This is a genomic window from Paractinoplanes pyxinae (assembly GCF_026626335.1).
GTDB classification, from domain to species: Bacteria; Actinomycetota; Actinomycetes; order Mycobacteriales; family Micromonosporaceae; genus Actinoplanes; species Actinoplanes pyxinae.
Genome location: NZ_JAPNTZ010000017.1, coordinates 1 through 25,571, shown reverse-complemented (window position 1 = coordinate 25,571; position 25,571 = coordinate 1). Strand labels below are relative to the sequence as shown.

Genomic DNA, 25,571 nt, shown 5'->3' with positions numbered 1-25,571 from the left:
GGGGGTGCGGCGTGGCACAAGCCTGGAGCGGGATGCGAGGCATCGCGCCCGTGCCGACCTATGTCGTCATGCAGCCCACCACCCTCTGCAACCTCGACTGCTCCTACTGCTATCTGCCGTTCCGCGCGGCCGACCAGCGCATGCCGGTCGAGGTCGCCCGGGCCGTCGCCGCCTCGACCGCCGGATGGGTCCGGGACGGCCGGTTCTCCGTCGTCTGGCACGGCGGCGAACCGCTGGCCGCCGGGCGGGACCATCTGGCCGCTCTGCTCGAGCCTTTCGGCCCCGGCGTCGAACACCACGTGCAGACCAACGCCACGCTGATCGACGACGCCTGGTGCGACTTCTTCCAGGCCCATGACGTACGGGTCAGTGTCAGCGTGGACGGGCCGCCCGCGCGCAACGGTGACCGCGTGACCCGGGGCGGGAAACCGGCGTACGACCGGATCCTGCGCGGCATCGAGACGCTACGCCGCCGCGGCATCCCGTTCTCGGCCCTGTGCGTCGTCAGCGACCCCCGGCCGGGCGTCGCCACCGAGCTCTACGACTACTTCCTCGGCCTGGGCTGCGACGTGCTCGGCATCAACGTCGAGGAGCAGGAAGGCGTCAACACCCGGGCCAACGGGCACGCCGCGGCCGACGTCACGGCGTTCTGGGCCGAACTGGTCACCGCCTGGCGGGCCGACCCCCGCATCCACCTGCGCGAGGTGGAATGGTCGCTGCGCTACGTGGCCGCGGTGCTCGACGGCACGGCCGACGAGCTGCTGCCCCGCCGGCTCGACCCGATCCCGACCGTGGCCCACGACGGCTCGGTGGTGCTGCTCTCGCCCGAACTGGCCGGCTTCACCGACCCCCGCTACGGCGACTTCACAAGCGGTAACGTGCTGACCACGCCGCTGGGGGAGATCCTGGCCGGCGCGGCCGGAACGCTGTGGATCGCCGAGTTCTTGCGCGGGGTGGAAGCGTGCCGCGCGGCCTGCCCGTACTTCGGTTTCTGCGGTGGCGCCCACGCGGCCAACCGCTACTTCGAGCAGGGCCGGTTCGACACCACCGAGACCGACCACTGCCGGAACAGCAAGATTCGCCTACTGGAGGGAGTGCTGGACCATGCCCGAGACCACGAGCCCTCGGCTGTCCGATGAGCCGGGGATTGACCCGGTGAGCGCACGGGTGCACGACACCCGGGCCGGGCTGGCCGCGCTCCTCACCGAGGCGGAACAGGCACGGCAGGCACGCGCGGAGAGCACGGCGGAGGAGGGTTCGGCGGTGTGCGCCTGGAACCACTTCGAGAACATCCCGACGTTCTACAACTGGAACAACAGGCCGCGCTGACCTGGTTCGAAGCCCACGCAGGCAATAGCCCGCGTGGGCTTCGTGTGTTGTGAACCTAGGGATTGACCATCACGCACGGGAGCACGCGGGGAGCCGCGTGCTCTGTGCGATAAGGGTCAGCGCCTTGTCGGCGACCAGGAATCCTGGTCGTCGTCAGCGTCATCCTCGTCGTCGTCGACGAACTCATCGTTGTCGTCGTCGAAGTGACGGTCGGACTGGCGTGTTCCCGCCAGTTCGCGCTGCAAGGCGGTGAGGTCGGTGTTCGGGGAGTGATACTTCAACTCCCGGGCCACCTTCGTCTGCTTGGCCTTAGCACGGCCGCGCCCCATGGCTCGACCCCCTCGCACAGAATTCGGGGCAGCCCGAAGGCGGGCCCCGATGACGTCAGGCATCTCTCGTGGGTCTTACGGTACATGGACGATGCCGTCTTCGGCACCTCGGGTTGCGTGTGACACTGCCGCGCGTCGCGGATTTCTGTCGCGGAACGCGCGGCAGGCACTAAACCGCTCTCTTTTCCTACCTCGCAGCCCACCTTTCGGTGGGTTGGGTGTGCCCGTTCAGCTGAGATAGATGGAGCGCAGCCGGCCGACCTCGGCCATGCGCTGCTCGGCGAGCCGGTCGGCCGCGACGGCCGGCGCCACCCCCTCGGACTCGGCCATCCGCAGGATGCGGCCGGTGGTCTCGAAGATGCCGGTGGCGCGCAGCTTGGCCCGCTCGAAGTTGAAGCCCTCGATCTCGTCGGCCACCTGGATCACGCCGCCCGCGTTGACCAGATAGTCGGGCGTGTAGAGGATGCCCCGCTCGGCCAGCGTCTTCTCGATGCCCGGGTGGGCCAGCTGGTTGTTGGCGCCGCCGGTGACGACCTTGGCCCGCAGCACCGGCACGGTTTCGTCGTCGAGGGCGCCGCCCAGCGCGCACGGGGCGTAGACGTCGAGGTCCGAGGTGATCAGGGCCTGGGTGTCGGCCACCAGCTCGATCTGCGGGTACGTGGTGCGGGCCCAGTTCAGGGCGGCCTCGTTGACGTCGGTGGCGATGACCGCGGCGCCGTCCTCGATCAGGTGACCGGCCAGGTACTTGCCGACCTTGCCCAGGCCGGCGATGCCGACCGTGCGCCCGGCGAGGGTGGGCCGGCCCCACGTGTGCTCGGCGGCCGCGCGCATGCCCTGGAAGACGCCCCAGGCGGTGAGGATGGAGGAGTCGCCGGCGCCGCCGTGCTCGAGGCTGCGGCCGGTGACGTAGCGGGTCTCGCGGGCGATGACGTCCATGTCGGGCACGTACGTGCCGACGTCGCAGGCGGTGTAGTAGCGGCCGTGCAGCGACTCGACGAAGCGGCCGTACGCCCGCAGCAGCCCCTCGGACTTGGCCCGGGCCGGGTCGCCCCAGATGACCGCCTTGCCGCCGCCGAGGTCGAGGCCGGCCAGCGCGTTCTTGTAGGCCATGCCGCGGGAGAGCTTCAACACGTCGGCGAGGGCGGCGTCCTCACTCTCGTACGGATAGAAACGGGTGCCGCCGAGCGCCGGCCCGAGGGCCGTGGAGTAGATCCCGATGATCGCCTTGAGGCCGGTCTGCCTGTCCTGGCAGAAGACGACCTGTTCGTGACCGGTGGCGTCGGTGCCGTCGGTGTCGAACACGCCCATGGCTGTTCTCCTGATCTGGTGTCTGGGCCCTTGTGAGGCCGGTCGTGCCGGCTGGGGTAGGCCGGACATTGCGAGCCTAGTCGGGTGTACCCCCGGCGGGATTCCGTCCGCGCGGGAAGTTCCACCCGGCCGAATTCGTGAAAGGATCGCGCCGTGCCGTCACTGTTCGCGTCGTACCTGAGGGTTTACGAGCCGCTGACCGCCTTCGACCGCGACCGTCAGGTTTTCTGGCGCAAGTACGCGCGTGAGGGTCGCGCCCTGGGCCCGGTCGACGGCCCGGTCCGCCAGCGGTCGGCCGTGCTCGAGGCGCTCGGCGCCGGCTGGACCAGGCTGCCCGACCTGCCCGACGAGGCGTACGTCCTGCAGTGGGGCGACTCGCTGCTGGTCTGCCCGTGGAATCTGCGCCTGCGGGTCGCCGAGGCCGCTCTCAACGCGCGCGACGGCGTGCCCAGCGTGCTGGCCGACGCGTTCGTGCCGCCCGTGCTGGCCGGCCAGGCCAAGGCCGTGGTCGAGGACTGGCGCAGCGGGGCCAAGGTGCTCGAGCACGGCGTGCCGCGGGTGCACGAGCAGATCGCCACCTGGGGTGTGCCGCTGCGCTGGTTCGTCTTCGTCGATCTGGAGGAGCGGGTCATCGACCTCTCCGCCAAGCCGCGCACCCTGCGTTACCGCACAGAGATCTCCAAGGCCCGGCGGCGCGCGCACCGCGCGGTGGCCGTGCTGCGCAAGTCGCTGGGCGAGGCCCCGATCACCGAGGCCGTCGAGGAGGGCACGCGCTGGCTCGAGGAGTTCCATCCGCGCTCGATCGTCGAGCTTGACTACGGCGGCCTCGTCAACCTTCTCCCGGATGACGTTCTTGCTGGTGACGATTCACCCGGTGTGGTGGCGGCCGGCCTTTCGGCACTGTCACGCGGCGACGCCGACGACGCCTCCGGAGCGTACGAGAAGCTGGTCGAACGGTGGCGGGCCGTCCAGCTTCTGGAGCGTTGCAACTGACCTGCGGAAATGCGGCAGTTTGCCCTCCGTGGGAACGCTCCCGAGGCGAATACTCTTCGTGATCATCGTTCGCCGAAGCGTGATAATCGGACTAAACGCGACACTATCTGGCGTAGAAAACGCGTAAAAATCGGGCATGCTTCATCCGTCTATCTGGGGACCTTCGTCCGTTCGGCCCATGTCGGACATCGGGGACTAGCCGGACCATGAGAGACGCACCGGCCGGCGGGACCCCGGCCGTTGTCTATAGGTACCTGTGGAGGAGTGACCGATGGCATCGCGTACGCACGATCCTGAGCCGCTACTAACGCCGGCCGAGGTGGCGTCGATGTTCCGTGTCGACCCGAAGACCGTCACCCGGTGGGCCAAGGCCGGCAAGCTGAGTGCGATCCGCACTCTGGGCGGCCACCGTCGTTACCGGGAGTCGGAGGTTCGCGCCCTGCTGCAGGGGCAGATTCCCACGCAGCGTCAGGGCGACTGACCTTCAGTCGAGACGAGAGATCGTTGCTAGGGGCGAGCGTCGGGGAAGGCGATCGCCCCTTCTTCGTCTTCGCGGCCGGGTACGAAGCATCCGCGGCCGCGTGCAGAGTCCGCGCGGCCGGGTTCAGACCGGGCTGATCGCGATGGCCGTGATGCGGTCGCGGTGGCCCATCACCCGGTACCGCAGCGAGCCCAGGATTCCCGTCATCCAGTACTTGCGGCCCAGCACCTTGGCGTAGTGGTCGCGCTCGGCGTCGCTGGCGATCCGCGCCGTCCCTTCGACCGTCTCGCCGCGGACGTTGCCCCGGAAATCGCAGGCCGCGACGGTCACGCGAGGGTTGTTGCGGACCCGCTTGACCTTGTACGAGCGAGACTCCGTCCAGATGGCCACGCCATCACCGTCGGGCAGCACCCATACCGGCGTCGCCACCGGGGAGCCGTCCTTGCGGAACGTCGTCAGAAGGACGTACTTCGCCGAACCGAGTTGCTCCAGAGTGGCCATGCCCCAAGGGTAGTGACCATGGAACAGCCACCCATCGGCGACGTGTTCGGCGAAATGATCCGGGACGCCTATGCGGTGCGCACCGGGGTCGGGCCGAGGCCGCTGGCCGGCGGGCGGGTGCCGCGGCCGGTCATCGAGGTGATCGAGCGCGACGACGGCCTGATCAACGGCGCTCCGGCCGACCACTACCTGGGTGAGCCCGGCGAATGGCAGCCGCACGACCATCGCGCCCTGCGCCTCTGCCGCGGTCACGTGCTCGACATCGGTGTCGGCGCCGGTCGTACGGCCGTCGAACTGCAACGCCGCGGCATGGCGGTGACCGGCCTCGACACGTCGGCCGGGGCGATCGCCGTGGCCCGTCAGCGGGGGTTGCGCGACACGGTTCTCAACACCGTTGACGCGTACGCCTCGGCAAGTGCCCGGTACGACACGTTCCTACTGCTCGGCAACAACCTCGGGCTGCTCGAGAACGCGGAACGGGCGCCGGTGTTCCTATCGGCCCTGGCCCGGCTGGCGAATCCGGGCGCGCGGATCATCGCCCAGGGCACCGACCCGTACGGCACTACCGACCCCGTACATGTCAGCTATCACCGTCGCAATCGTGAGCGGGGCCGGCTCGGCGGGCAGTTGCGGCTGCGACTGCGGTACCGCCTGCTGGCCACCGAGTGGTTCGACTATCTGAACTGCTCGGTGCCTGAGTTGGAGGCGCTGCTCGAGGGCACCCGGTGGCAGTTGAAAACGGTCGACGCCACCGACCGGCCGTACTACCTTGCCGTCATGGAGTTGCGGGAATGACCACGCTGACCCGCGAGCAGGTGCGCACCAGCCGCCGGATCTCCCTGGTGCTGCGGCATCGGCCGGAGTCGGCCGGGCTGACCCTCGACGCGAACGGCTGGGTGCCGGTGGCCGACCTGCTGGCCGCCCTGGGAATCAGCCGCGCCGAGCTGGACGTGGTGGTCGAGCACAACGACAAGTCCCGGTTCGCCGTGGCCCGGCGCGACGACGGCACCGACTGGATCCGGGCCAGCCAGGGGCACTCGAGCCGGGTTGCCGTCGACCTCGACCTGCCACCCGCCGATCCGCCGCCGGCGCTGTTCCACGGCACGCCCCGGACCAACCTCGAATCGATCATGCGCGAGGGCCTGCGTCCGCGCAGCCGCGACCACGTGCACCTGTCCACCGACCGGGCGACCGCCCTGCGCGTCGGGGGCCGCCGGTCGGCCGACGTGGTGGTGCTCCGGGTGGCGACCGGCGAGATGGCGGCGGCCGGGCACGTGTTCCACCTCAGCGCGAACGGCGTCTGGCTGACCTCGGCCGTGCCGCCACACTATCTGGCGCTAGAAGCGACAAATCCGTAATAACCGGCTCCACTGTGGCCGTACGTCACGATCGTCCGCACCCGCCGTTAGCGTGGGGACATGGCGAGGATCTCCCGGCGTCAGCTGACAAATGTCCTCGGAGCGGTCGGAGTCGTCGCCATACTCGGCGGCCTGGCCTTCGGCTTGCCCGCGATCGACCAGTCCTTGCCAGCCGAGCGCCAGATCCCCGACGACGAGCCCTACCTGATCGGGGCCGGCGTCACCGTGGTGCCGCCGGCCGGCGCCACGCTCGACGTGACCGGCACCAGACCGGGCGACAGCGAAGGCACCGTGCTGTTCCGGGTCGGCCCGGTGCGGTACGCGATAGCCGTACGCCCCTTTCGGGGTGACCTGACCGCGGCGGCCGACCAGCTTCGGCAGCGCATCGTGGAAACGACCGGATACCAGGTCACCAGCGCGCAGCTGAAGGTGAGCACAGCTGGTGGGCTGGCCGGGCTGCAGGGCGGCTACACGGCGCCCGGGCGGGGCGGGCGGTACGCGGTCTTCGTCGGCGACGGGCACACCATCGAGGTGACGATCAGCGGCAACGACCTCGACCTGGGGCGCACCCTGCCGCGGATCGAGGCCAGCACGCGGACCCTGCGGTGACCGTCTCGGCGGTGCGCACGCCGGCTCTGATCCGGGTGCCCGCCTTCTGGGTGATGCTTGCCGTGCTGGCGGTGGGCGGACTGCGGATGGCCCAGCTCGCCGGGCAGTTCTTCACCTCGTACCCGAAAGCCACGGCCACCTCGGTGGTGCTGTTCGCGCTGCTGGCCGTGCCGTTCTGGCTGGTCGTGGCCGAACTCGACTTCTTCGAACCGGAGCCGGCCAAACTGCTGGTGCTCGCGTTCGCCTGGGGCGGCCTGGTCGCGACCACGGTGTCGATCCCGGGCGGGGTGGCGCTGGAAAACCTCGTGGCCAAGCTGGGCTCGCCGCAGCTGGCCGCCGGGTGGGGCGCCGCGCTGGCCGCGCCCACGGTGGAAGAGATCGCGAAGACGCTCGGCGTGGTGGCGATCGTGCTGGTCGCCCGGTCGCAGGTCAACAGCGTGCTCGACGGCGTCGTCTACGGGGCGATGGTCGGGCTCGGCTTCCAGATCGCGGAGGACATCGTGTTCGCCGTCGGCGCGGTCGCGCTGGCCGGGCAGGGCGACCAGGTGCAGCCGGTGATCGCGACGTTCCTGCTGCGCGGCTTCCTCAGCGGGATCTGGAGTCACACGCTGTTCGGGGCGCTGGCCGGGGCCGGGATCGGCTATCTGGTGGTGAGCCGGGAACGCGGGCGGCCGCACCGGGTGGGTGTGGCTGTGCTGGCCGTGCTGGGCGCGTGGGGTTCGCACGTGCTCTGGAACGCGCCGCTGGTGGTGGACGGGCTGGGCAACGGCGCCCTGGCCCTGCTTTTGGTGCTGCTGGTCAAGGGTCTGCCGCCGCTGGTGCTGATCCTGTTGCTGGTGCGGCGCGTGCACGACAGCGAGGCCAACTACTACGTCGGCCGGCTGGCCCGGCTGGACGACCCGGAGCTGATCACCGAGGGCGAGCTGGCCACACTCCGGTCGGGCGCGCGACGGGCCTCGGCCCGCCGGTTGGCCGCGGCCGGCGCCGGGCGGGCCGCCAAGACCGCCGTACGACGGTTGCAGCGCGCCCAGGCCCGGCTGGCGGCCTCCCCCTCACCTCAGGCGGAGGCCGCCGTACGCGAACAGCGGGCGGAACTACGACGGCTCGGTCACCCCGAAGCCGTCGCCGGCCCGGGGCCGAGGCGGCACCGGGCCTGGACGATCGCGGCCACGGTCGTGGGGATCGCCGTGCTGTGGGTCGCTCTGAGCGCCCTGGGTGGCGCCTAGGCCTTCGGCGGGATGCCGCCGTCACCGTCGACGATCATGTCGGGGTTCCCGTCCTCGTCCAGGTCGACCATCGTGATGTCGACCTTGCCGTCGCCGTCGGTGTCGAACTGGAACAGGTCGGGCTTGCCGTCGCCATCGGTGTCGGACACCCAGACGTCGGTCTTGCCGTCGCCGTTCGCGTCCTGGGCGATCAGGTCGACGCGGTCGTTACCGCGCGTCTCGACGGTCTCCTGCGGCTCGGTCATCTCAGCTCCCGATCAAAGGGGTTCACGGTCGCAGGGAAGAGTAAGACCCAAGTCACAGCGCCGCGAGCCGAGCGACGCCGGTAACGTTCATCGAATGGACATAGCGGCCGACAGCGTGCAGGAGCTCTTCACCGACGGCGGCGGTTCCCTCGGCGCGCGGATGGGCATCCAGCTCAGCGAGGCGTCCGCCGAGCGGGTCGTCGGCACCATGCCGGTCGAGGGCAACACCCAGCCGTACGGGTTGCTGCACGGCGGCGCCTCGTGCGTGCTGGCCGAGACGCTGGGCTCGGTCGGGGCGGTCATGCACGGCCAGACGGTCGACCGGCCGTTCGCCGTGGGCGTCGACATCAACGCGACCCATCACAAGTCGGCCCGCTCCGGGGTGGTCACCGGGGTGGCCACACCGGTTCACCGGGGCCGCACCATGGCGACGTACGAAATCGTCATCACCGACGACAGCGGCGAGCGGGTCTGCACGGCGCGCATCACCTGTCTGCTCCGCGGAGCCTGAAAATCGGGGTCTCAGCGGGCAGACCTTGACCGTTCCACGTACCTTCTTTCTCGTGACCGAGGTACCACAGCACGCTATCGACGACGCGGCACTCGTGCTTCAGAGTGCGCTGAGCGGTGACAGTGATGCGGTGGTCGGCACGTTCGACTCGGTCGTCGACCGCTCCGGCATCGTCGGCGCCTACGACGTGGCCTGGTGCCTGGCCGCGACGATGGTCGGCCAGGTGCCGTCGGGCGGCGCGTGGACGCTCGACTTCCCCGGCATCGACGACGCGCGCTACGACAAGCGCTGGGTGGCCCGCTTCATCAGCGCCTACGCGAACGGCGACATCCCGACGGCCGAGGCGCTGTTCGGCGCCGCGATCGCCGACGGCCAGCTGCCCGACTGCCTGCTGGCGCTGGCCGGCTCGACGGTGGCGACACTGCGCCACCGCGCGGCCTAGTTTTTGCCGTTCTTGAGGTAGAGGGCCTTGGCGTACTGGGCGGTGGCCGCCTCGTTGTACATCGACGCCAGCGACATGTAGAACTCGTGGTCGGCCAGCGCCGACTGGGCCTGGGCGGTGCTCTTCCAGCGGATGGCCGCGTCGACCTCGGACAGGCCGCGCGCCTTGAACTGCCGGCGCATCGCCATCCGGCCGGACCGGAACACCTCTTGCGCCTCTTCGGCGTTCTTCATCGCCGCGAAGGCCTTCTCGCTGAGCGCTTCCGCCATGCTCCAGGCCGCCTGCTCGGCCGCGTTAGTGAATGTCAGCACGCCGTCCTCCTCAACCCGCCCGACCTGACAAGATCGACGAACGTTGCTGCTCACCGACCCTGCAGTTCACTCTGATCGACCTCACAGCGACCTTCAAGCCCGGTCTTGTGCCCGCTTGCTCAGGCTTGTGGTCGGTGCGGAGCCGGTAGCCCCCGGGCGATCGCTTCCTCGAAGCGTTTCCATGCGGCCTGGGTGAAGGGTTGGACGCCGTCGAGGATCGAGCCGGCAACGCGTTGTACTTCGTCGCGGGTCCGCGTGGCCTCGGCCGGGGTGATCCAGTTTCGGCGTACGGCGTCCTCGAGTTCGTCGTCGTCGGCCACACCGACGGTCCTGTCGTGCCTGGGGTCGTCCGGCCGGTGCCAGAGGTCGAGCTCGAGGTCGACGTAGCCCCACACGTCCCCGCTTCGCGTCACGGGGCGGGACAGGTCGACGGTGATTTCGGTCCGGGGTGTGTGCCGCCAGGCAGCGACCCAACCGGCCTGATGGGGTGCGAAGTAGAGGATGGGGCAGCCCGGCTTCTCGGGAACCCCGGAGAAACACCTGGCTTCGCGACCGTCGGCCCACCGGCCTGTGTAGGAGGTGCCCTCGGGGTGGAACAGCCAGGAGCCGGCCTCGTCGTCACCGAGGTGATAGGTGAGCCAGGTGCCCGTGTTGCCGTTGAGCTTCTGCTTCACGAGCTGCACGACGCGGAGCATCGCCCGAGACTAGACCGCTACGCTGAGCGCAATCGAGCCGCTTGGGACTCCAGGTAGCGCTGCTCGGGCAGGCTCAGCGTCTGCCGGGCGGCCAGCAGGTATTCGTCGCGGGCGGCAGCCAGGTCGCCGGAGCGTTCCAGCAAATGGGCGCGGACCGAGGCCACTCGGTGATGGTTGTCCAGGGCGGCCTTCTCCAGCGCGCGCAGGCCGACCAGCGGGCCGTCGACTTCGGACAGGGCGACGATCCGGTTCAGGGTGACCATCGGGCCGGGGGCCAGAGCGTCCAGCAGGCGGTACAGCTCGAGGATCTGCGGCCAGTCGGTCTCGCCGGGTTCGGCGTGGACGGCGGCTATCGCGGCCTGCAGCTGGAACGGGCCGATCTCGGTGGTGCGGAGTGCGGTCGTGATGATGTCTATGCCCTCGTCGATGGCGGACTGGTTCCAGAGGTTTCGGTCCTGTTGAGCCAGCGGGATCAGGGCGCCGTCGGGGCGGGTTCGGGCTGGGCGTCTTGCGTCGGTCAGCAGCATCAGGGCCAGCAGGCCGGCCACCTCGCCGTCGGCGGGCAGGCGGGCGTGCAGTTGGCGGGTCAGGCGGATCGCCTCGGTGCTGAGTTCGACGCGGTGCAGGGACTTTCCGGAGCTGGCTGTGTGGCCCTCGTTGAAAATCAGGTACAGGACCCCGCGTACGCCGGGAAGCCGGTCTTCGAAGTTGTCGGGGAGCACGAATCGCGCGCCGGCCTCCCGGATCTTGCGCTTGGCCCGGCTGATGCGCTGGCCGACCGTGGACTCGGGCACCAGCAGGGCGCGGGCGATCTCGGCGGTGGTCAGGCCGCCGACGGCGCGCAGAGTCAACGCCACCTGCGAGACCGGCGTCAGGGCGGGATGGCAGCAGAGCACCAGCAGGGTCAGTTCGTCGTCACCGCGTACGCAAGGAACCGGATCGGCCGGCAGCGCCTCGCGCCGGCGCCGGGCCTCGTCGTTGCGCAGGGATTCGATGCGGCGGCGGGAGGCGACGCGGATCAGCCAGGCCCGCGGATCGTCCGGCACGCCCTCGGACGGCCACTGCCGGGCCGCCGCCAGCAACGCCTCCTGAACCGCGTCCTCGCCGGCGTCGAAGTCGCCGTAGCGCCGCACCACCGCGCCCAGCACCTGCGGCGCGGCGGTACGCAGCACTTCTTCCAGAGGGGTCAGAACTCCCACCCGCTCATGTCCAGGATCGGGCGCACCTCGACCTCGGTGTTGGCCGCGTCGGGCACCTTGGCCGCCCATGCCACTGCCTCGTCCAGGCTGGGCACGTCGATCAGATAGAAGCCGGCCAGGTGTTCCTTGACCTCGGCGTACGGCCCGTCGGAGACGATCGTCTGGCCCTCGCGGACCGAGACGAACCTGGCCAGCGACGGGTCGGCCAGGCCCTCACTGGCCACGTACACCCCGGCCTCGGACATCTCTTCGCCCAGCTCCATGTGGCCGCGCCCGAAGGCCATCCGCTCGTCGTCGGACAGCGTCTCCCACACGGCCAGGCTGCGCGGATTGGACTGGATGAGGATCAGATATTTCACGGGTTCTCTCCTTTGCCTCACACAGCATGTCGAAGCGGCCGCCTCGGCTTCGACGTCCCGGGCGAAGTTTCTGGCCGAAAGGGAGCAGGACATGCGAGAGATCCAAGAAGTGATCGAGGGACGCGCGGCCAAGCTGAGCGCCGGTGACGTGCGGGGCTTCCTCGCGTACTCGGCGCCGGAAGTTGTTCTTTACAGCCTGGCCCCGCCGCTGGCCGAACGGGCGGACAGCACCGACCCCACCCCGACCGAGCAGTGGCTGGCCACGTTCGAGGCGCCGCCGCGTCGCGAGGTCACCCAGCTCGAGATCGCCGTCGACGGCGACGTGGCCTTCGCGACCAGCCTCGACTCGATGAGCGCGACCCCCAAGGGCACGACCGACGCCTTCACCCTCTGGTACCGGGTGACGCTCGGCCTGCGCCGCATCGACGGGCGCTGGCTGGTCGTGCACGAGCACGAATCGGTGCCGTTCCGCATGGACGGCTCGTTCGCCGCCGCCATCGACCTGACCCCGTGATACCGGAGTATGACCAGGTAAACGGCTCTGCGGTAGCACGACGGGGGTGCTACCGCGGGCCTAGCGTCCGGCCATGAGAATCTCTGAGCTTCTGTACGGCGGTGATCCACCGAGGCCCGGCGGCAGTCCGAAACGCCGGGCCCTGCGGTGGTCACTCGCCAGGGCCGGTGCGGCTTATCTGGCGTACGGCGGCACGACCTACCAGCAGTTGAAGTCCGGCCTGCCCTCCCTCTCGATCATCACCGCCGTGGTGATGGGCGCCGCGGTCATGCTCGGCGGGCTATCGCATAGAGGTCGCGCGCCGGCCCGTTGAGCTGGTCGGCGGTCCGCCACACTGCCTGCAACCGTCGCTGAAGCGAAACTGCGGCCGGTACGGCGATCAGGGTGCCGGCTGTCAGTTCGGCCGTCACGGCGAGCGAGCTCAGCACGGCCGCACCCGAACCGGCGGCGACGGCGTGCTTGATGGCGGTGGTCGACGACAGTTCAAGCAGCGGCGCCGCGGCGACCAGGTCACCCAGCGCCTGGTCGAACGCCCGGCGGGTGCCCGACCCGGCCTCGCGCGACACCATCGGCGCCTCGGCCAGCTCGGCCGCCGTCAGCGCCCGGCGCCGGCGGGCCCACGGGTGCGAGGGCGCCACCACCACTGTCAGGCGGTCGGTCGCCACCACCTCGGCGTGCAGACCGGCCGGTAGGTCGGGGCCCTCGACGAAGCCGAGCTCGACCTGCCCGGACAGCACCGCGGCGGCCACGTCGGCCGAGTTGGCCGCCTGCAATGTCACGGCCAGCCCGGGATGGGCGGCGCGCAGCGCGACCAGCCACGCCGGCAGCAGATATTCGGCGACGGTCTGACTGGCCGCGACGGTCAGCCGGCTCTCGTGGGTGGCCCGCAGCGCGGCCAGTCCGGCCGCCAGAGCATCGGCCGCGTCGACCGCCGATCGGGCCCAGTCGGCGACCAGGGCGCCGGTCTCGGTCAGGGTCGAACCGCGCGGTGTGCGGTGCAGCAGGGTCAGGCCGGCCCGCCGTTCGAGCTCGCGTAAGCGAGCGCTGGCGGCCGGCTGCGAGATGCGGTGCTCGGCCGCGGCTCGGCCCACACTGCCGAGCCGGGCCACGCTCAACAGCAGGTCGAAGCCGGTGAGGTCGGCGGCCAGCGGCGGCAGAGGCATAACTTCAGGTTATGACCTCAACCGAGATCGGTGTCTACCGGCCCTGACCTTCTCAACGGAGGCTGGAGGCATGTTCGGACCCAACTGGTTCGCCTCCGTCATGGGCACCGGGATCGTCGCCACCGCGGCCGCCACGCTGCCCGTCCACCTGCCCGGCCTGCACGCCTTCGCCACCGTGATGTGGCTGCTGGCCACGCTGCTGCTGATCACGGTGATCGTTGCCTTCGCCCGCCGCGGGACGACGCACGCCACCGACCCGGTGCTGGTCCAGTTCTGGGGCGCGCCGCCGATGGCCCTGATGACCGTCGGCGCCGGAACCCTGCTGCTCGGCCCCGGCCGCTTCGCCGTCACGGCGTCCTTCGTCCTGTGGACGGCCGGCACGGTGCTCGGCCTGATCGTGGCGGTCGCCGTCCCGTACCGGATGATGACCCGCCCCGGCGCCACCCCCGACGCGGCGTTCGGCGGCTGGCTGATGCCGGTGGTGCCGCCGATGGTCTCGGTCGCCACCGGGGCGCTGCTCGTGCCGCACGTGCCGGACGGGCGTGACCTGCTGCTGACCTGCTATGCGCTGGCCGGGATCAGCCTGATCGCGTCGCTCGTCGTGATCACCCAGATCTGGACGCGCCTGGTGAACCACCAGGTCGGGGCGGCCCGCATGGTCCCGACACTGTGGATCGTGCTCGGACCGCTCGGCCAGTCGGTCACCGCGTTCCACCTGCTGGGGCGCTCGGCCGAGGGGGTGCTTTCCGACCCGTACGCGTCGGGAGCGCAGATGATAGCGGTGCTCTACGGCGTACCGGTGCTGGGTTTCGCGCTTTTCTGGGCCGCGCTGGCGGCGACGATCACCATCCGCACCGCCCGGAGCGGCCTGCCGTTCTCCCTGACGTGGTGGAGCTTCACGTTCCCCGTCGGCACGGTCGTCACCGCGACCGGCGGCCTGGCCACCCGCACCGGTTCTCCACTGTTGACCGCGTTGGCCGTGGCCCTGTTCACCGTCCTGCTGACGGCCTGGACGATCGTCGCCGCCCGGACGGTGCGCGGCGTACGTCAGAAAACGCTGTGGCCCGCCGCTCCGACCACCGCTTCGAGGGCGCCGACACAGTCGACAGCAGTGACCGTCGGCCGGTAGTCGACGTCGCCGGGCCACACCCGCCCACCCGACACCCAGGCAGTGTGCAGCCCGGCGCCGGCCCCACCCCCGACGTCGTACGCGACGTTGTCCCCGACCATCCAGCCGCCCGCAGCCAAAGAAGCCCCCACCGACGCCGCCGCGATCTCGAAGATCCGCCGATCGGGCTTCCGCACGCCGGCCCCCTCCGAGATGGTCCACCCGGCCACCAGCCGATCCAGCCCCGTCCGCCGAAGCTTCGCCTCCTGCTGAGCCACCGTCCCGTTGGTGACCACCACCGGCACAAACCCGGCGGCCTTCATGTGGAGAAGAGCCGCGTCCACCCGAGGATCCGGCGCCAGCTGCTCGACCATGCCCGCCCGCAGCTCAACCAACATCTCGTCGGCATCCAGCGAGTACCGCTCAGCAATCAGCCGAGCTAGCTCTTCGCGCTGGCGATAGCCGTCCCGGTCCGCCTCGACCAGCCAGGCCACCTCCGCCTCGCCGAACCGCTGCCGAGCCCAAGCGGCATAGGCTGCCGCCCGATCAATCAGCGTGTTGTCCAGATCAAGAAGCAACAACATGCGTCGATCATGGCAGTGACAAAGGGGCAGACCGACGAGACGTCCTGATGGCCAGCCTGGCCATTGCGCAAAGTTCCCAACGGCGCGCACCTCAGACTCGCCGACGAACTGAAACAGCGATGCTCACTCGGCTCGCGTTGCGGCGCGGCGGCAACAAGTACGCCGCAGCTACTCGCAGCCGATGCCGTCGCCGTCGCGGTCCAGGTGGCGGCCGTAGCCGGGGTCGCCACGGTGGATGGGGGCGGCGCCAGCGGCGCGGACGGCCGAACAATTCTTGTAGTAGACCGATGTCGGCGCTTTGGTGGTCTTGCGGGGCTTGGGCTTCTTGGTGGTCGGGCGTGGCTTCGGCTTCTTCGTTTTCGTTGTCGGCTTGACGGTTGGCTTGCTGGTGGTGCGAGTGGGCGCCGGCTTCGAGGTTGGCGTGCGACTCGGTGTGGCCGTGGGCGTTGCCAGCACCTCGGCGGTCGGGACCGTTTCGGCCGGCGCCTCTACTGCCTCGGTGGTGGGCAGAGCGGCGAGGTTGCGCGGTGCTGCCGTGGTGGGCTTCGGGTCGGGGCTGCCGGTGAAAATCTGGCCGACGAATACGCCGCCGCAGACCAACAGCGACAGGGCGATCGCGCCGAACGCGACCAGGGCCACGGTGTTGTTGTTCTTCTTGACCGGCTGCTGCCACGGTCTCGGCTCGTTCGTCATCGGGTCACCCTGATGCCGGGTTCGGCGCCTGTCGATCATTCGTTCAGGCGACCCTGTGGTGACTATCGGCGACGGCGTAGGCCGCCTCGGCTGGTGATTACCTGGTAGCCGTCGTCGAATTCGAGCAGGGCGCTGTTCCGGGTGCCGCGTACGAGGATTCGGCACGGCCTCCCAGCCCGGTCCACGCCGTCGCCGAACCAGGGGACGCGTACGTGGACGCCCGGGTATTCGAGGGTGCGCAGGCGCCAGGCCCAGATGTACGGGAACTCGTTCATGCATGACTACCCGGGATGCGGGGGAAGTGCGTGTGGCTGAAGGGCGCGGAGCCCGCCGACCTGACGTTATGACGGACGCAACCAGCCGGCGGGCCCCGCTGAGACCCGCCCGGGCGTACCGGGCGGGGTCACGGCCGCAGCCACACCGCCTCATCTCGGTGTGACTCGAGCGGCCCCGGGTAGTCGAGGCCGCGCCGGACCTTGTCCGGCAGACGCCAGGGCTGGTGCACGGCGCCGCCCTCGACTCCCTTGAGTTCGGGTACGTAGCGCCGAACGTACACGCCTTCGGGGTCGAAACGCTGGGCTTGGCGGATCGGATTGAACTTGCGGTAGGGGCGGGTGTCGTTACCGGTGCCCGCGACCCACTGCCAGTTGCCCGAATTGTTCGGCACATCGCCGTCCAGAAGCCAGCGGAAGAACCATTGCACCCCGGGCCGCCAGTCGACGCCCAGATGTTTCGTCAGGAACGCCGCGGTGATCAGGCGGGCGCGGTTGTGCATCCAGCCTTCGGCCCGCAGCTGGCGCATGCCCGCGTCGACCACGGGCACCCCGGTCGTGCCGTCCTGCCAGTGCTGCAACGCGTCCCGGTCGTCGCGCCATTCGGTGTCGGCTCCGGGGCGCAGCGGCTTGGTCGACAGCTGCGGGTAGACGAGCGCGACCTGGTAGTAGAAGTCCCGCCAGCACAGCTGCCGCACGTAATCGTCGGCGTCGCTTTTCAGCGCGGCGTTGGCCAGCTCCAAAGGCGACAGACAACCAAATCGCAGGTACGGGCTGAGCCTGCTCGTTCCGTCGGCGGGCATGTCGTTGTGCAATTCCGGGTACGGGCCGATGTGCCGCATCCAGGTCGCGAACTTCCGCCTGGCTTCGGTCTCGCCGCCGTGGGCCGCGTCCGGTGACTCGCCCTTCGGGATGGCCGGCAGCCGTCCCGCGGCCACTGCCGGCGGCAGTGTGATCTTGGCCGGCGTTGCGACCTCTTCGCGCCACTGGGCAGCCCGCCAGACGCGGTGGTAGGGCGAGAACACCCGGTACGCGCTACCGCCCCCGCCCGGCCGGAGCTCACCCGGGTCGACCACCGTCAGGCCGGGGAACAGCCGCAACGCGATCCGGTGCCGTTCGCACTCTTCCCGCATCCGCTCCTCGCGCCGGCGGGCGTAGGTGCTGACGTCGGCCGCCATCCCGATGCCCTCGGCGTTGATCGACCGGGCCAGCTCGATCGTCTCGGCCACCGGGTCGCCCATCCGGATCACCAGGTCGCCGCCCTTGTCACGCAGGGCGGCGCGCAGGTCGGCCAGCGACTCGTGCAGGAAGCGGGTGCGGTTGGGCGAGAGCTGGCCGAGCTTCGGGTCGAGCACGTACAGCGGCACGACGTGTTCGGCGCTGGCGCAGGCCGCCGCGAGCGCCGGGTTGTCGCGTACGCGAAGGTCCCGGGTGAACAGGACGACGGCGGTCTTCATGTCAGGCCGCCACTCGTACGGGCGTGCCCGCCCTGGTGAGAAGGCTGCGCACCGCCACCGCGGCCCGGCGCCGGTTGGGCACGGTGGCCCGGCCCGAGAAGACGTCGTAGTCGTTGGCCTCGATCTCTTCGAGGATGCCGCCGTAGAGCGCGAATGCCGTACGCATGCAGGCCTGCGAGGCCGGCTCGAGCATCACGATGCCGGGCGCGGCGGCCGCATAGTGCTCGCGGGCCACCCCGATCTCGTACCGGATCAGTTCTTTGATCTCGGGGGTGGCGACGCCGCGGGCGAGGTCGTCGCGGGTGACGCCGAACCGGCCGAGATGCGACTCGGGCAGATAGACGCGGCCGCGCTCGAGGTCTTCGGCCACGTCGCGGATGAAGTTGGTGAGCTGGAACGCGAACCCCAGCTGGCGGGCCGGTTCGCGGGCGGCGGCCGGATCGCTCGACCCGAGGATCGGCAGCATCATCGTGCCGATCACGGCGGCCGAGCCTTCCATGTAGTCGAGCAGGTCGTCGTACGTCCCGTACGAGGTCTCGGTCAGATCCATCGCCATGCAGCGCAGGAAGGTCGCGAAGTCGTCGACCTCCAGGTCGAAGACGGCGATCGTGTGCAGCACCGCGGGCAGCAGCGGGTCGTCCACCGGCTCGCCGCGCAGGCCGGCGACAAAAGCCTCGGACCACTCGGTCAGCCGCGCGGCCCGCTCGATCGCAGGAAGTTCCCAGGTTTGATCGACGATCTCGTCGGCATACCGGGTGAACCCGTAGAGGGCGTGCACGTGACGTCTTTTCCAGGCCGGAAGGAGCCTGGTCGCCAGGTAGTAGGTGCGCCCGTGCCGCTTGTGCAGCTCGCGGCACCGCTCGTAGGCAGCGGCCAGATCGATGTCCACGGGAGCCTCCGGGAGAAAAATCGACGCACGAATCGACGCAACTTCAAAGCAAGGGTACGGTACTCCACGTGGCTAACGACACGCTCGAGGGAAACCGGCATCGGGGCATACCCCGCCAGGGGGCCTCGCCGAACACGTTGATCGACGCGATCCAGGGCACCCTGGCCGATTTCCTGGCCGCCCAGATCGTCTCGCTCGACTCGATTGATCCGGCCCTCGGCCGTTTCGCCCGCACCGCCCGCGATCTGGTGCACGCCGGCGGCAAGCGGCTGCGCCCGCTCTTCGCCTACTGGGGCTGGCGGGGCATCGCCGGTCCGGACGCGCCGATCGAGCCGGTGCTGCCGGCCTTCGCCGCGCTCGAGCTCATGCACACCTTCGCGCTGGTGCACGACGATGTGATGGACGAGTCGGAGACCCGGCGGGGCCGGCCGACCGCCCACCGCATCTTCGCCGGTCAGCACGAGCTCGACGGTAGCGTCGGGGATTCGGGACGATTCGGATCCTCGGCTGCGATCCTCATCGGTGATCTCTGTCTCGTCTGGGCCGACCAGCTGCTGGCCCGGGCCGACGCGCCGCCGGCCGTCCGTGCCTGCTACGACCGCATGCGCGTCGAAGCGATCGCCGGGCAGTACCTCGACGTGCTCGGCGAGAACCAGCCCGGCGCCTGGTCGGTCGACCGCGCCCTGCTGGTCGCCCGGCACAAGACGGCCAGCTACACGATTCAGCGCCCGCTGCAGCTCGGGCTCGCCCTGACCGGCCTCGCCCAGACCGAGACCGAGCAGGCGTACGGGGCCTACGGGCTTGCGGTCGGCGAGGCTTTCCAGCTTCGCGACGACCTTCTGGGCGTGTACGGCGATCCGTCTGTCACCGGCAAGCCGGCCAGCGACGACCTGCGCACCGGCAAGCCCACCGCCCTGCTCATGCTCGCCCGCAAGCTGGCCACCCCGGCCCAGCGCGCCGAGCTGACCCTCGACCCCGCCGGAGCCGTCAACCCCGCCGACGGCTCCGGCGGCCTTACTCACCAGCAGGTGCAGCGACGGGCCCAGATCATCACCGAGACCGGCGCGCCCGCCCGGCTCGAGGCGATGATCCAGGAGCGGGTGGCCGACGGCGTCGCCGCGCTGGCCCAGGCCCCCATCCATGAAGAAGCGCGCGCCGCGCTGATCGAGCTTGCGGTTCGTGTCACGCACCGCCCGGCATGATGTTCACCCGGAGGTGCACACGATGAGAACCGTGACAGGGCCGACCGACCACGTGGTCGTGGTGGGGGCCGGGCTGGGCGGACTCGCCTGCGCCCTGCACCTGGCCGCGGCCGGACGGCAGGTGACGGTCGTCGAGCGCGAGACCGTGCCCGGCGGCCGGGCCGGGCGGCTCAGCCTTCAGGGGTACGAGTTCGACACCGGCCCGACCGTGCTGACCATGCCCGAGCTGATCGCCGAGCCGCTCAACGCCGTGGGCGAGAACCTGTCCGACTGGCTCGAGCTGACGCCGCTCGACCCGGCCTACCGGGCCTATTACCCGGACGGGTCCACCCTGGACGTACGCACCGACACCGTGCGCATGGCGGCCGAGATCGCCCGGGTCTGCGGGCCCAAGGAGGCCGACGGCTACCTGCGGTTCGTCGACTTCGCCCGCAAGCTGTGGCAGCTGGAACGCCACGACTTCATCGACCGCAATCTCGACACCCCGCTCGACCTGGTCAACCTCAATCTGCTCAAGCTGATCGGCCTGGGCGGGATGCGGCGGTTGCAGCCGAAGATCAACCAGTACTTCAACGATCCCCGGACCCAGCGGATCTTCTCGTTCCAGGCCATGTACGCCGGTCTGGCCCCGCACGACGCGCTGGCCATCTACGCCGTGATCGCCTATCTGGACTCGGTCGCCGGCGTCTATTTCCCCAAGGGCGGCATGCACGCCGTCCCCCGGGCGCTGGCCGGCGCCGCCGAAAAGCACGGGGTGACCTTCCGCTACGGCACCACGGTCACCGAGGTCGAGACGGTCAACGGCCGCGCCACCGCCGTGATCACGGAGGACGGCTCGCGGATCCCGGCCGACGTGGTCGTCCTGAACCCCGACCTGCCCGTGGCGAAGCGCGACCTGCTGCCCCAGCGGCGGCAGCGCAACCTCAAGTACTCGCCCTCGTGCGTCGTTCTGCACATCGGTTCCACGCAGAGCTACAGCAAGATCGCGCACCACAATATCCACTTCGGATCGAAGTGGCGCGGCACGTTCCAAGAGGTCATCGGCAAGGGCCTGCTGATGAGCGACCCCTCGCTGCTGGTGACCAACCCGACGCACACCGACCCGTCGGCCGCGCCGGCCGGACGGCAGAGTTACTACGTGCTCGCACCGACGCCCAACCTGATCGCCGGCCCGATGGACTGGCGTGGCGGCCTGGCCGAGAGGTACGCGTCGTCGCTGGTCCGCACCCTGGAACAGCGCGGCTACGTCGGCTTCGGCGACGGCATCGAGGTGCAGCAGATCATCACCCCCGCCGATTGGGAGGATCAGGGCATGGCCGCCGGCACGCCGTTCGCCGCCGCGCACACGTTCGCTCAGACCGGCCCGTTCCGCCCGGCCAACCTGCACCCCGGCCTCGAGAACGTGGTCTTCACCGGCTCCGGCACCCAGCCCGGTGTGGGTGTGCCGATGGTGCTGATCAGCGGCAAGCTGGCCGCCGCACGGGTCACCGAGGCTGCGGCATGACGGCGCGCGAGTCCCACCTGGTCGAGCTGGTCGACGCCGAGGGCCGGGCCGTAGGCACGGCCACGGTCGCCGATTCGCACCAGGCGCCGGGCCGGTTGCACCGGGCGTTCTCGGTGTTCCTGCGCGACGAGTTCGGGCAGGTGCTGTTGCAGCAGCGGGCGGCCGTCAAGACCCGCTTCCCGCTGCGCTGGGCGAACACGTGCTGCGGCCACCCGCTTCCGGGCGAGCCGTTGCCCGTTGCGGCGTCCCGGCGGCTGATCGAAGAGGTGGGGATCGACGGCGTCGAGCTCACCGAGGTCGGCGTCTACGCCTACTACGCGGAAGACCCGGCAACCGGCCGCGTCGAATACGAATACGACCACGTGCTGGTGGGAGACCTTCCTTCCGGCGTACGCCCCAAGCCCGACCCGGACGAGGTCGCCGACCTGAAGTGGTGCTCGGTGCCGGCGTTGCTCGCCGAACTCGAGACCGACTCCCGGTCGTACGCGCCCTGGCTCCTCGGTGTCACCCAGCGCCTCGCGCTCGAAGTCCGGCCCGCCCAGCCCGATGGCCGGTGAGGGTCTAACCGCGGGGGCCGTGGCCCGCCGCCTCGGGGTAGCAGTCACCACACTGCGTACGTGGCACCAGCGGTACGGCCTGGGGCCGAGCGAGCACGTGCCGGGACACCACCGGCGCTACACCGAGCAGGATCTCGACCGCCTGCAGGTGATGCGGCGGCTGACCGCCCAGGGGGTGGCGCCGGCCGAGGCGGCCGCGTGGGCACAGCGCTTCCCGGCCGCGCCCGACGACATCGTCGAACCGCACGCGCGCGACGGTGGCGGGCATGCCATCGCGCTCGGCTCGGTCGTGCCGGCCGCCCGGGGCCTGGCCCGAGCCGCCATGCGTCTGGACGCCCCGGCCATGCGCGACATCCTCGAGATGGTGGTCAGCCAGCACGGCGTGCTGCGGGCCTGGGACGAGGTGGCCATGCCGGTGTTGATCGGCATCGGCGAGCGCTACGAGGCCACCCAGCGTTTCATCGAGGTCGAACACATGATTTCCCGTACGGTGACCGAGGTCCTGAGTTCGGTCGGCCGACCGGACAGCAGTGAGCCGCCCCGGGTTCTGATGGCCGCCGCCGAGGAGGAGCAGCACACGCTGCCGCTCGAAGCGCTGGCCGCGGCCCTGGCCGAAGCCGGCGTCCCCAGTCGTCTGCTCGGTGCCCGGGTGCCTAGGACAGCCCTGGCCGACGCGATCGACCGCACCGGCCCCGCCGTGGTCGTGCTCTGGTCGCAGACGCCGGTCACTTCCGACCCCGCGCAGCTGGCCCAGGTGGCCTCGGCCCCCCATCCGCCGATGCTGACCGCCGCCGCCGGCCCCGGCTGGCCGGCCGATCTACCCGACGGCGTGGTCCAGCTCACCAGCCTGGCCGACGCCGTGAAAACCGTCGCGGCCGCCGTACGCTGATGTTTGCGCAGGTCAGCGAGCCGCCGCCCGGAAGTGGATACCGGTTTGGAGCGGGGGCGTCGGATCACGTATGCTTTCCAAGCCTCAAGCGGGGGCCCGGTTGGGGTCAAAGCCAAGAAGCATTGCAGACGTGCAATACTGACGGCGTTGCCCTCATCGTCTAGTGGCCCAGGACGCCGCCCTTTCAAGGCGGTAGCACGGGTTCGAATCCCGTTGGGGGTACTGGTAAGTTAGCGACCGGCTCGGTTCGCTAAACTGACCGAGCAAGGCACAGTTACACAGCAAGGTCCTGTGGAGCAGTTGGAGTGCTCGCCGCCCTGTCAAGGCGGAGGTCGCGGGTTCAAGTCCCGTCAGGACCGCAAGGCACCATCAAGGCCAGGTAGCTCAGTTGGTACGAGCGTCCGACTGAAAATCGGAAGGTCGGCGGTTCGACCCCGCCCCTGGCCACCAGATCACCAGAGACGCCGACCCACGGGTCGGCGTTCTGCATTTCCGCCCACGGTCACGACGATGCCCGCGACGCCGGGTGTTGAGCGACGTCGCGGGCATCGGCAGTGAAAGACGGCGTGAGTGTGGCGGGCACCAGCCCGGTCCGCCACCGCTCCCTCACTTCCGCCTTCCGGTGTTCCCTCATTCCGCGAAGGTTCAGAATCGGTCGCGGCCGGCGGCTCTTGAGAACTTTCAGCGCGGAAGTGCCGCGTCGATTCGGTCCAGCACCGCGAAGTCGCTGAGGCGGCGGCTGACGTAGGCGATCGCCAGGTTCCGGGCGGGGTCGGCGTAACCGGCCGAGCCGCCTAGCCCGCCGTGACCCCAGGTGCCGTCGGGCTCCAGCTGAACGCCCAGACCCCACGTCGTTTCCTCACCGATGAACAGGTCGAGGCCGGTGTACTGCGGGATCGCCAGCGCCGGCAGCTCGCCCTCGAGGATGGCGGCGTAGAACCGGGCGATGCCGGTGGCCGTGGCGTGCAGATTGACCGCGGGCACGGAGGCCCGGCGCCAGGCGGTGCTGTTCACGACGGCCAGGTCGCGGGCGCCGGGTGGGTTGCTGATCGCGCGGTTCTTCGCCGAGCCCGGAGCGCCCGCATTCCGGGCCGGCCAGTCGGGGGCGTCGAACTCGAGGTCGGCGCAGCGGGCCACGTCCTCATCGGACAGGGCAAAGCCGAAGTCGTACGGGATCTCGTCCGCGACGAACTGGGCGGGAGTCCGGCCGTCGACCCGGCGCACCAGCTCGCCGAGCAGGTGTCCGTAGGTGAGGGCGTGCTCGGCAGCGATGGTCCCGGGCTCGTACTCGGGGGTGGCCGCGGCCAGATCCGCACAGAGCAGATCCCAATCGCTGTACGCGGAAGTCGGGCGCTGTACGGGGAACGAGTAGAGGCCGGCCGTGTGGCACAGAACCTGGCGTACGGAAACCGGGGTTCGGAAGGACGGCCAGTAGCGCGACATCGGCGCGTCGAGCTCGATCAGACCGCGCTCGGCCAGCAGCACCACCGCCATGGCGATCACCGGCTTGCCCGTCGAGTAGACGTTGACCAGGGTGTCCGGCCGCCACGGGTCGGTCCGGGCGGCGTCGCGCCAGCCCTCGACCAGTTCGACGACCGGTTCGCCGTCGCGCAGGATCGTCAGCCCCGACCCTCCGCGCGGATCGGTGGCGAAAGCCTCGCCGACAGCCTCGAAACCGGGTGCGATCACGCCATTCATGACCGGCACGGTATGCCGTCGGAGCGTTTCGCGGGCATCTCAGAGGGAACCCGTTCTGTCATGCAGCTCCTCAACCGGCTCGAGACGAACCGTTTGTTCGACGGCGTGATCGACAAGGTGCAGGCGGCGATCACCTCGACGCCCGAGCGCCTGCGGGACGCGCTGCACGGTGTGTGGCTCGGCCATGCCCTGCATCCGGTGCTGGTGCAGGTGCCGGCGGGCGCCTTCATCTCGGCCGGGATTCTCGACCTCGTGCCTGGTCAGCGACGCGCGGCGACCACGCTGATCGCCGTCGGCACGGCGGGGGTGACGCCGGCGATCGCGGCCGGCTGGGCCGACTGGTCGCAAATGACCAAGGACAAGCAAAGGGTCGGCCTGGTGCACGCGACGGCCAACGCGGTGGGAGTCGGTCTTTACGCGGCCTCGCTGGTGGCCCGGGCGCGTGGGCGTTCGGGGCGAGCTCTGAGCTATGCGGGCCTGTCGGTGATCGGGCTCGGCGCCTATCTGGGCGGTCACATCTCGTACGCCCGTGGGGGCGGCATGAACCAGGCGGCGCCCGACCTCAACCGGGTGCCGGAGGAGTGGACGTCACTGGGTTCGCTCGCGTCGCTGCCCGAGGGCAAGCCGGCGGTGCGGACGTTGGGTGACGTGCCCGTGCTGCTGTGGCGCGAGGGCGACAACGTGACCGCGATGCTCGAACGGTGCAGTCACGAGACGGGGCCGCTCGGGGAAGGCGAAGTCGTCGGCACGGGGCACGACGCATGTGTGGTGTGCCCCTGGCACGGCAGCACGTTCCGGCTCCGGGACGGGGTCGCCGTCCACGGTCCGGCCGCCAACGACCAACCCCTCTTGCGCGTACGCGTGGAGGCGGGCCAGGTCGAAGTAGCCCAGCCTTGACCGTTTCCCTGCGCTGAGCTGGCCTTACGCGGCACACTGGTACCCGATTTGGAGCCCAGGGAACGCGCGTGTAATGTTTTCCGAGCCGGCAGGGAAACGGACGCGGCAGCGGAGAGATCCGCAAGCGGACGTCCTGCCAAATCCTTCGAACTGCGGATCGCAGCAATGCTGCGCGCCTCAGGACGCGGGGTTACTGGGACGAAGCGGCATCAACCGGGAGAAACCGGTTGACACGGCCAGGACGAACC

General features: G+C 70.1%; 32 protein-coding genes and 3 tRNA genes. 20 read left to right on the top strand and 15 right to left on the bottom strand.

Annotation, left to right across the window (positions count from 1 at the left end; genetic code table 11):
- The first annotated feature begins 32 nt into the window (after window positions 1–32).
- Both amcB and amcA read left to right on the top strand, forming a co-directional pair.
- A complete protein-coding gene (gene amcB, locus OWR29_RS37955) occupies window positions 33–1,139 on the top strand; it encodes a cyclophane-forming radical SAM peptide maturase AmcB (protein WP_267568346.1) in 1,107 nt (368 codons plus the stop codon).
- Window positions 1,105–1,329 carry a multiple cyclophane-containing RiPP AmcA gene (gene amcA, locus OWR29_RS37950; protein WP_267568345.1) on the top strand — a complete coding sequence of 75 codons (225 nt, stop codon included), beginning with the start codon at window positions 1,105–1,107 and terminating at the stop codon, window positions 1,327–1,329. Before amcB ends, amcA begins: the two co-directional genes overlap by 35 nt.
- Before the next feature lie 116 nt (window positions 1,330–1,445).
- Here amcA and OWR29_RS37945 read toward each other — a convergent pair whose 3' ends face one another.
- Together OWR29_RS37945 and OWR29_RS37940 are read right to left on the bottom strand one after the other, a co-directional pair.
- Window positions 1,446–1,658 (bottom strand): DUF3073 domain-containing protein, encoded by a 213-nt coding sequence (locus OWR29_RS37945; protein ID WP_133873684.1) that lies wholly within the window; start codon window positions 1,656–1,658, stop codon window positions 1,446–1,448.
- A gap of 228 nt (window positions 1,659–1,886) precedes the next feature.
- Window positions 1,887–2,966 (bottom strand): Glu/Leu/Phe/Val family dehydrogenase, encoded by a 1,080-nt coding sequence (locus OWR29_RS37940; protein WP_267568344.1) that lies wholly within the window; start codon window positions 2,964–2,966, stop codon window positions 1,887–1,889.
- A gap of 153 nt (window positions 2,967–3,119) precedes the next feature.
- Here OWR29_RS37940 and OWR29_RS37935 point away from each other — a divergent pair, with 153 nt between their 5' ends.
- On the top strand, window positions 3,120–3,959 hold the full coding sequence (locus OWR29_RS37935; protein ID WP_267568343.1) for a DUF8083 family protein: 840 nt from the start codon (window positions 3,120–3,122) through the stop codon (window positions 3,957–3,959).
- Window positions 3,960–4,230: 271 nt separating this feature from the next.
- Window positions 4,231–4,440: a BldC family transcriptional regulator gene (locus tag OWR29_RS37930; RefSeq protein ID WP_014687221.1), complete on the top strand. Its 210-nt coding sequence runs from the start codon at window positions 4,231–4,233 to the stop codon at window positions 4,438–4,440.
- 123 nt (window positions 4,441–4,563) lie between these two features.
- Here the strand turns inward: OWR29_RS37930 and OWR29_RS37925 are convergent, their stop codons facing one another.
- Window positions 4,564–4,941, bottom strand: a complete 378-nt coding sequence (locus OWR29_RS37925; protein ID WP_267568342.1) for a PPOX class F420-dependent oxidoreductase — start codon at window positions 4,939–4,941, stop codon at window positions 4,564–4,566.
- 18 nt (window positions 4,942–4,959) lie between these two features.
- Here OWR29_RS37925 and OWR29_RS37920 point away from each other — a divergent pair, with 18 nt between their 5' ends.
- The 4 genes from OWR29_RS37920 to OWR29_RS37905 are packed head-to-tail and all read left to right on the top strand — an operon-like array spanning window position 4,960 to window position 8,134.
- Window positions 4,960–5,736 (top strand): class I SAM-dependent methyltransferase, encoded by a 777-nt coding sequence (locus OWR29_RS37920; protein WP_267568341.1) that lies wholly within the window; start codon window positions 4,960–4,962, stop codon window positions 5,734–5,736.
- The gene (locus OWR29_RS37915; RefSeq protein WP_267568340.1) at window positions 5,733–6,299 is read left to right on the top strand and encodes an RNA 2'-phosphotransferase; all 567 of its coding nucleotides are present in this window, start codon (window positions 5,733–5,735) and stop codon (window positions 6,297–6,299) included. Before OWR29_RS37920 ends, OWR29_RS37915 begins: the two co-directional genes overlap by 4 nt.
- Window positions 6,300–6,359: 60 nt before the next feature.
- Window positions 6,360–6,908, top strand: a complete 549-nt coding sequence (locus OWR29_RS37910) for a hypothetical protein (protein ID WP_267568339.1) — start codon at window positions 6,360–6,362, stop codon at window positions 6,906–6,908.
- Entirely contained in the window at window positions 6,905–8,134 is a 1,230-nt protein-coding gene (locus OWR29_RS37905) for a PrsW family intramembrane metalloprotease (RefSeq protein WP_267568338.1), read from the top strand. The genes OWR29_RS37910 and OWR29_RS37905 overlap by 4 nt, the downstream gene beginning before the upstream one ends.
- On the opposite strand, the gene OWR29_RS37900 is transcribed toward OWR29_RS37905, so the two are convergent.
- The gene (locus OWR29_RS37900) at window positions 8,131–8,379 is read right to left on the bottom strand and encodes a hypothetical protein (protein ID WP_267568337.1); all 249 of its coding nucleotides are present in this window, start codon (window positions 8,377–8,379) and stop codon (window positions 8,131–8,133) included. The two genes, OWR29_RS37905 and OWR29_RS37900, sit on opposite strands and share 4 nt — an antisense overlap.
- Before the next feature lie 94 nt (window positions 8,380–8,473).
- On the opposite strand from OWR29_RS37900, the gene OWR29_RS37895 reads away from it, so the two are divergent.
- Together OWR29_RS37895 and OWR29_RS37890 are read left to right on the top strand one after the other, a co-directional pair.
- Window positions 8,474–8,890, top strand: a complete 417-nt coding sequence (locus OWR29_RS37895; RefSeq protein ID WP_221380810.1) for a PaaI family thioesterase — start codon at window positions 8,474–8,476, stop codon at window positions 8,888–8,890.
- A gap of 52 nt (window positions 8,891–8,942) precedes the next feature.
- On the top strand, window positions 8,943–9,332 hold the full coding sequence (locus tag OWR29_RS37890; RefSeq protein ID WP_221380809.1) for a hypothetical protein: 390 nt from the start codon (window positions 8,943–8,945) through the stop codon (window positions 9,330–9,332).
- Here the strand turns inward: OWR29_RS37890 and OWR29_RS37885 are convergent.
- The 4 genes from OWR29_RS37885 to OWR29_RS37870 all read right to left on the bottom strand — a co-directional run bounded on the left by OWR29_RS37885 (window position 9,329) and on the right by OWR29_RS37870 (window position 11,896).
- Entirely contained in the window at window positions 9,329–9,643 is a 315-nt protein-coding gene (locus OWR29_RS37885) for a hypothetical protein (protein WP_267568336.1), read from the bottom strand. The genes OWR29_RS37890 and OWR29_RS37885 overlap by 4 nt on opposite strands.
- A 119-nt stretch (window positions 9,644–9,762) precedes the next feature.
- The gene (locus OWR29_RS37880; RefSeq protein ID WP_267568335.1) at window positions 9,763–10,338 is read right to left on the bottom strand and encodes a DUF402 domain-containing protein; all 576 of its coding nucleotides are present in this window, start codon (window positions 10,336–10,338) and stop codon (window positions 9,763–9,765) included.
- A 17-nt stretch (window positions 10,339–10,355) separates the two neighbouring features.
- Window positions 10,356–11,537, bottom strand: coding sequence for an RNA polymerase sigma factor (locus tag OWR29_RS37875; protein ID WP_267568334.1), 1,182 nt, complete (start codon window positions 11,535–11,537; stop codon window positions 10,356–10,358).
- Window positions 11,525–11,896 carry a YciI family protein gene (locus OWR29_RS37870; RefSeq protein WP_267568333.1) on the bottom strand — a complete coding sequence of 124 codons (372 nt, stop codon included), beginning with the start codon at window positions 11,894–11,896 and terminating at the stop codon, window positions 11,525–11,527. Before OWR29_RS37870 ends, OWR29_RS37875 begins: the two co-directional genes overlap by 13 nt.
- 91 nt (window positions 11,897–11,987) lie before the next feature.
- Between OWR29_RS37870 and OWR29_RS37865 the strand changes: the two genes are divergently transcribed.
- Complete coding sequence (locus OWR29_RS37865) at window positions 11,988–12,410, top strand: nuclear transport factor 2 family protein (RefSeq protein ID WP_267568332.1); 423 nt, start codon at window positions 11,988–11,990, stop codon at window positions 12,408–12,410.
- A 266-nt stretch (window positions 12,411–12,676) separates the two neighbouring features.
- Here the strand turns inward: OWR29_RS37865 and OWR29_RS37860 are convergent, their stop codons facing one another.
- Window positions 12,677–13,573: a LysR family transcriptional regulator gene (locus OWR29_RS37860; RefSeq protein WP_267568331.1), complete on the bottom strand. Its 897-nt coding sequence runs from the start codon at window positions 13,571–13,573 to the stop codon at window positions 12,677–12,679.
- A 70-nt stretch (window positions 13,574–13,643) separates the two neighbouring features.
- On the opposite strand from OWR29_RS37860, the gene OWR29_RS37855 reads away from it, so the two are divergent.
- Window positions 13,644–14,702, top strand: a complete 1,059-nt coding sequence (locus OWR29_RS37855) for a TDT family transporter (protein WP_267568330.1) — start codon at window positions 13,644–13,646, stop codon at window positions 14,700–14,702.
- Here OWR29_RS37855 and OWR29_RS37850 read toward each other — a convergent pair.
- From OWR29_RS37850 to OWR29_RS37830, 5 genes are all read right to left on the bottom strand, one after another.
- A complete protein-coding gene (locus OWR29_RS37850) occupies window positions 14,621–15,265 on the bottom strand; it encodes an HAD family hydrolase (RefSeq protein WP_267568329.1) in 645 nt (214 codons plus the stop codon). The two genes, OWR29_RS37855 and OWR29_RS37850, sit on opposite strands and share 82 nt — an antisense overlap.
- Window positions 15,266–15,433: 168 nt before the next feature.
- On the bottom strand, window positions 15,434–15,958 hold the full coding sequence (locus OWR29_RS37845; RefSeq protein ID WP_267568328.1) for an excalibur calcium-binding domain-containing protein: 525 nt from the start codon (window positions 15,956–15,958) through the stop codon (window positions 15,434–15,436).
- Window positions 15,959–16,020: 62 nt separating this feature from the next.
- A complete protein-coding gene (locus OWR29_RS37840; protein WP_267568327.1) occupies window positions 16,021–16,233 on the bottom strand; it encodes a hypothetical protein in 213 nt (70 codons plus the stop codon).
- Window positions 16,234–16,361: 128 nt separating this feature from the next.
- Window positions 16,362–17,687: a cryptochrome/photolyase family protein gene (locus OWR29_RS37835; RefSeq protein WP_267568326.1), complete on the bottom strand. Its 1,326-nt coding sequence runs from the start codon at window positions 17,685–17,687 to the stop codon at window positions 16,362–16,364.
- 1 nt (window position 17,688) lies between these two features.
- Complete coding sequence (locus tag OWR29_RS37830) at window positions 17,689–18,576, bottom strand: phytoene/squalene synthase family protein (RefSeq protein ID WP_267568325.1); 888 nt, start codon at window positions 18,574–18,576, stop codon at window positions 17,689–17,691.
- A 68-nt stretch (window positions 18,577–18,644) separates the two neighbouring features.
- Between OWR29_RS37830 and OWR29_RS37825 the strand changes: the two genes are divergently transcribed.
- The 7 genes from OWR29_RS37825 (at window position 18,645) to OWR29_RS37795 (ending at window position 23,178) form a co-directional block, all read left to right on the top strand.
- Entirely contained in the window at window positions 18,645–19,778 is a 1,134-nt protein-coding gene (locus OWR29_RS37825; RefSeq protein WP_267568324.1) for a polyprenyl synthetase family protein, read from the top strand.
- Between the two features lie 22 nt (window positions 19,779–19,800).
- Window positions 19,801–21,282, top strand: coding sequence for a phytoene desaturase family protein (gene crtI / locus OWR29_RS37820; protein ID WP_267568323.1), 1,482 nt, complete (start codon window positions 19,801–19,803; stop codon window positions 21,280–21,282).
- Complete coding sequence (idi, locus tag OWR29_RS37815) at window positions 21,279–21,839, top strand: isopentenyl-diphosphate Delta-isomerase (protein ID WP_267568322.1); 561 nt, start codon at window positions 21,279–21,281, stop codon at window positions 21,837–21,839. The genes crtI and idi overlap by 4 nt, the downstream gene beginning before the upstream one ends.
- Window positions 21,829–22,728 (top strand): MerR family transcriptional regulator, encoded by a 900-nt coding sequence (locus tag OWR29_RS37810; protein ID WP_267568321.1) that lies wholly within the window; start codon window positions 21,829–21,831, stop codon window positions 22,726–22,728. The genes idi and OWR29_RS37810 overlap by 11 nt, the downstream gene beginning before the upstream one ends.
- 149 nt (window positions 22,729–22,877) lie before the next feature.
- Window positions 22,878–22,950 (top strand) — tRNA-Glu (locus OWR29_RS37805).
- Between the two features lie 63 nt (window positions 22,951–23,013).
- Window positions 23,014–23,087, top strand: a tRNA-Asp gene (locus tag OWR29_RS37800).
- A gap of 14 nt (window positions 23,088–23,101) precedes the next feature.
- Window positions 23,102–23,178, top strand: a tRNA-Phe gene (locus tag OWR29_RS37795).
- 231 nt (window positions 23,179–23,409) lie between these two features.
- On the opposite strand, the gene OWR29_RS37790 is transcribed toward OWR29_RS37795, so the two are convergent.
- Complete coding sequence (locus OWR29_RS37790) at window positions 23,410–24,426, bottom strand: serine hydrolase domain-containing protein (protein WP_267568320.1); 1,017 nt, start codon at window positions 24,424–24,426, stop codon at window positions 23,410–23,412.
- A gap of 60 nt (window positions 24,427–24,486) precedes the next feature.
- Between OWR29_RS37790 and OWR29_RS37785 the strand changes: the two genes are divergently transcribed.
- On the top strand, window positions 24,487–25,323 hold the full coding sequence (locus OWR29_RS37785; RefSeq protein WP_267568319.1) for a Rieske (2Fe-2S) protein: 837 nt from the start codon (window positions 24,487–24,489) through the stop codon (window positions 25,321–25,323).
- Window positions 25,324–25,571: the final 248 nt, after the last annotated feature.

Bases quoted from the DNA above. Each gene is read 5' to 3' on its own strand.
- amcB (WP_267568346.1), top strand. From the start codon at position 33: ATGCGAGGCATCGCGCCCGTGCCGACCTATGTCGTCATGCAGCCCACC.
- amcA (WP_267568345.1), top strand. From the start codon at position 1,105: ATGCCCGAGACCACGAGCCCTCGGCTGTCCGATGAGCCGGGGATTGAC.
- OWR29_RS37945 (WP_133873684.1), bottom strand. From the start codon at position 1,658: ATGGGGCGCGGCCGTGCTAAGGCCAAGCAGACGAAGGTGGCCCGGGAG.
- OWR29_RS37940 (WP_267568344.1), bottom strand. From the start codon at position 2,966: ATGGGCGTGTTCGACACCGACGGCACCGACGCCACCGGTCACGAACAG.
- OWR29_RS37930 (WP_014687221.1), top strand. From the start codon at position 4,231: ATGGCATCGCGTACGCACGATCCTGAGCCGCTACTAACGCCGGCCGAG.
- OWR29_RS37925 (WP_267568342.1), bottom strand. From the start codon at position 4,941: ATGGCCACTCTGGAGCAACTCGGTTCGGCGAAGTACGTCCTTCTGACG.
- OWR29_RS37920 (WP_267568341.1), top strand. From the start codon at position 4,960: ATGGAACAGCCACCCATCGGCGACGTGTTCGGCGAAATGATCCGGGAC.
- OWR29_RS37915 (WP_267568340.1), top strand. From the start codon at position 5,733: ATGACCACGCTGACCCGCGAGCAGGTGCGCACCAGCCGCCGGATCTCC.
- OWR29_RS37910 (WP_267568339.1), top strand. From the start codon at position 6,360: ATGGCGAGGATCTCCCGGCGTCAGCTGACAAATGTCCTCGGAGCGGTC.
- OWR29_RS37900 (WP_267568337.1), bottom strand. From the start codon at position 8,379: ATGACCGAGCCGCAGGAGACCGTCGAGACGCGCGGTAACGACCGCGTC.
- OWR29_RS37895 (WP_221380810.1), top strand. From the start codon at position 8,474: ATGGACATAGCGGCCGACAGCGTGCAGGAGCTCTTCACCGACGGCGGC.
- OWR29_RS37880 (WP_267568335.1), bottom strand. From the start codon at position 10,338: ATGCTCCGCGTCGTGCAGCTCGTGAAGCAGAAGCTCAACGGCAACACG.
- OWR29_RS37865 (WP_267568332.1), top strand. From the start codon at position 11,988: ATGCGAGAGATCCAAGAAGTGATCGAGGGACGCGCGGCCAAGCTGAGC.
- OWR29_RS37860 (WP_267568331.1), bottom strand. From the start codon at position 13,573: ATGCCTCTGCCGCCGCTGGCCGCCGACCTCACCGGCTTCGACCTGCTG.
- OWR29_RS37855 (WP_267568330.1), top strand. From the start codon at position 13,644: ATGTTCGGACCCAACTGGTTCGCCTCCGTCATGGGCACCGGGATCGTC.
- OWR29_RS37850 (WP_267568329.1), bottom strand. From the start codon at position 15,265: ATGTTGTTGCTTCTTGATCTGGACAACACGCTGATTGATCGGGCGGCA.
- OWR29_RS37845 (WP_267568328.1), bottom strand. From the start codon at position 15,958: ATGACGAACGAGCCGAGACCGTGGCAGCAGCCGGTCAAGAAGAACAAC.
- OWR29_RS37840 (WP_267568327.1), bottom strand. From the start codon at position 16,233: ATGAACGAGTTCCCGTACATCTGGGCCTGGCGCCTGCGCACCCTCGAA.
- OWR29_RS37835 (WP_267568326.1), bottom strand. From the start codon at position 17,687: ATGAAGACCGCCGTCGTCCTGTTCACCCGGGACCTTCGCGTACGCGAC.
- crtI (WP_267568323.1), top strand. From the start codon at position 19,801: ATGAGAACCGTGACAGGGCCGACCGACCACGTGGTCGTGGTGGGGGCC.
- idi (WP_267568322.1), top strand. From the start codon at position 21,279: ATGACGGCGCGCGAGTCCCACCTGGTCGAGCTGGTCGACGCCGAGGGC.
- OWR29_RS37810 (WP_267568321.1), top strand. From the start codon at position 21,829: ATGGCCGGTGAGGGTCTAACCGCGGGGGCCGTGGCCCGCCGCCTCGGG.
- OWR29_RS37790 (WP_267568320.1), bottom strand. From the start codon at position 24,426: ATGAATGGCGTGATCGCACCCGGTTTCGAGGCTGTCGGCGAGGCTTTC.
- OWR29_RS37785 (WP_267568319.1), top strand. From the start codon at position 24,487: ATGCAGCTCCTCAACCGGCTCGAGACGAACCGTTTGTTCGACGGCGTG.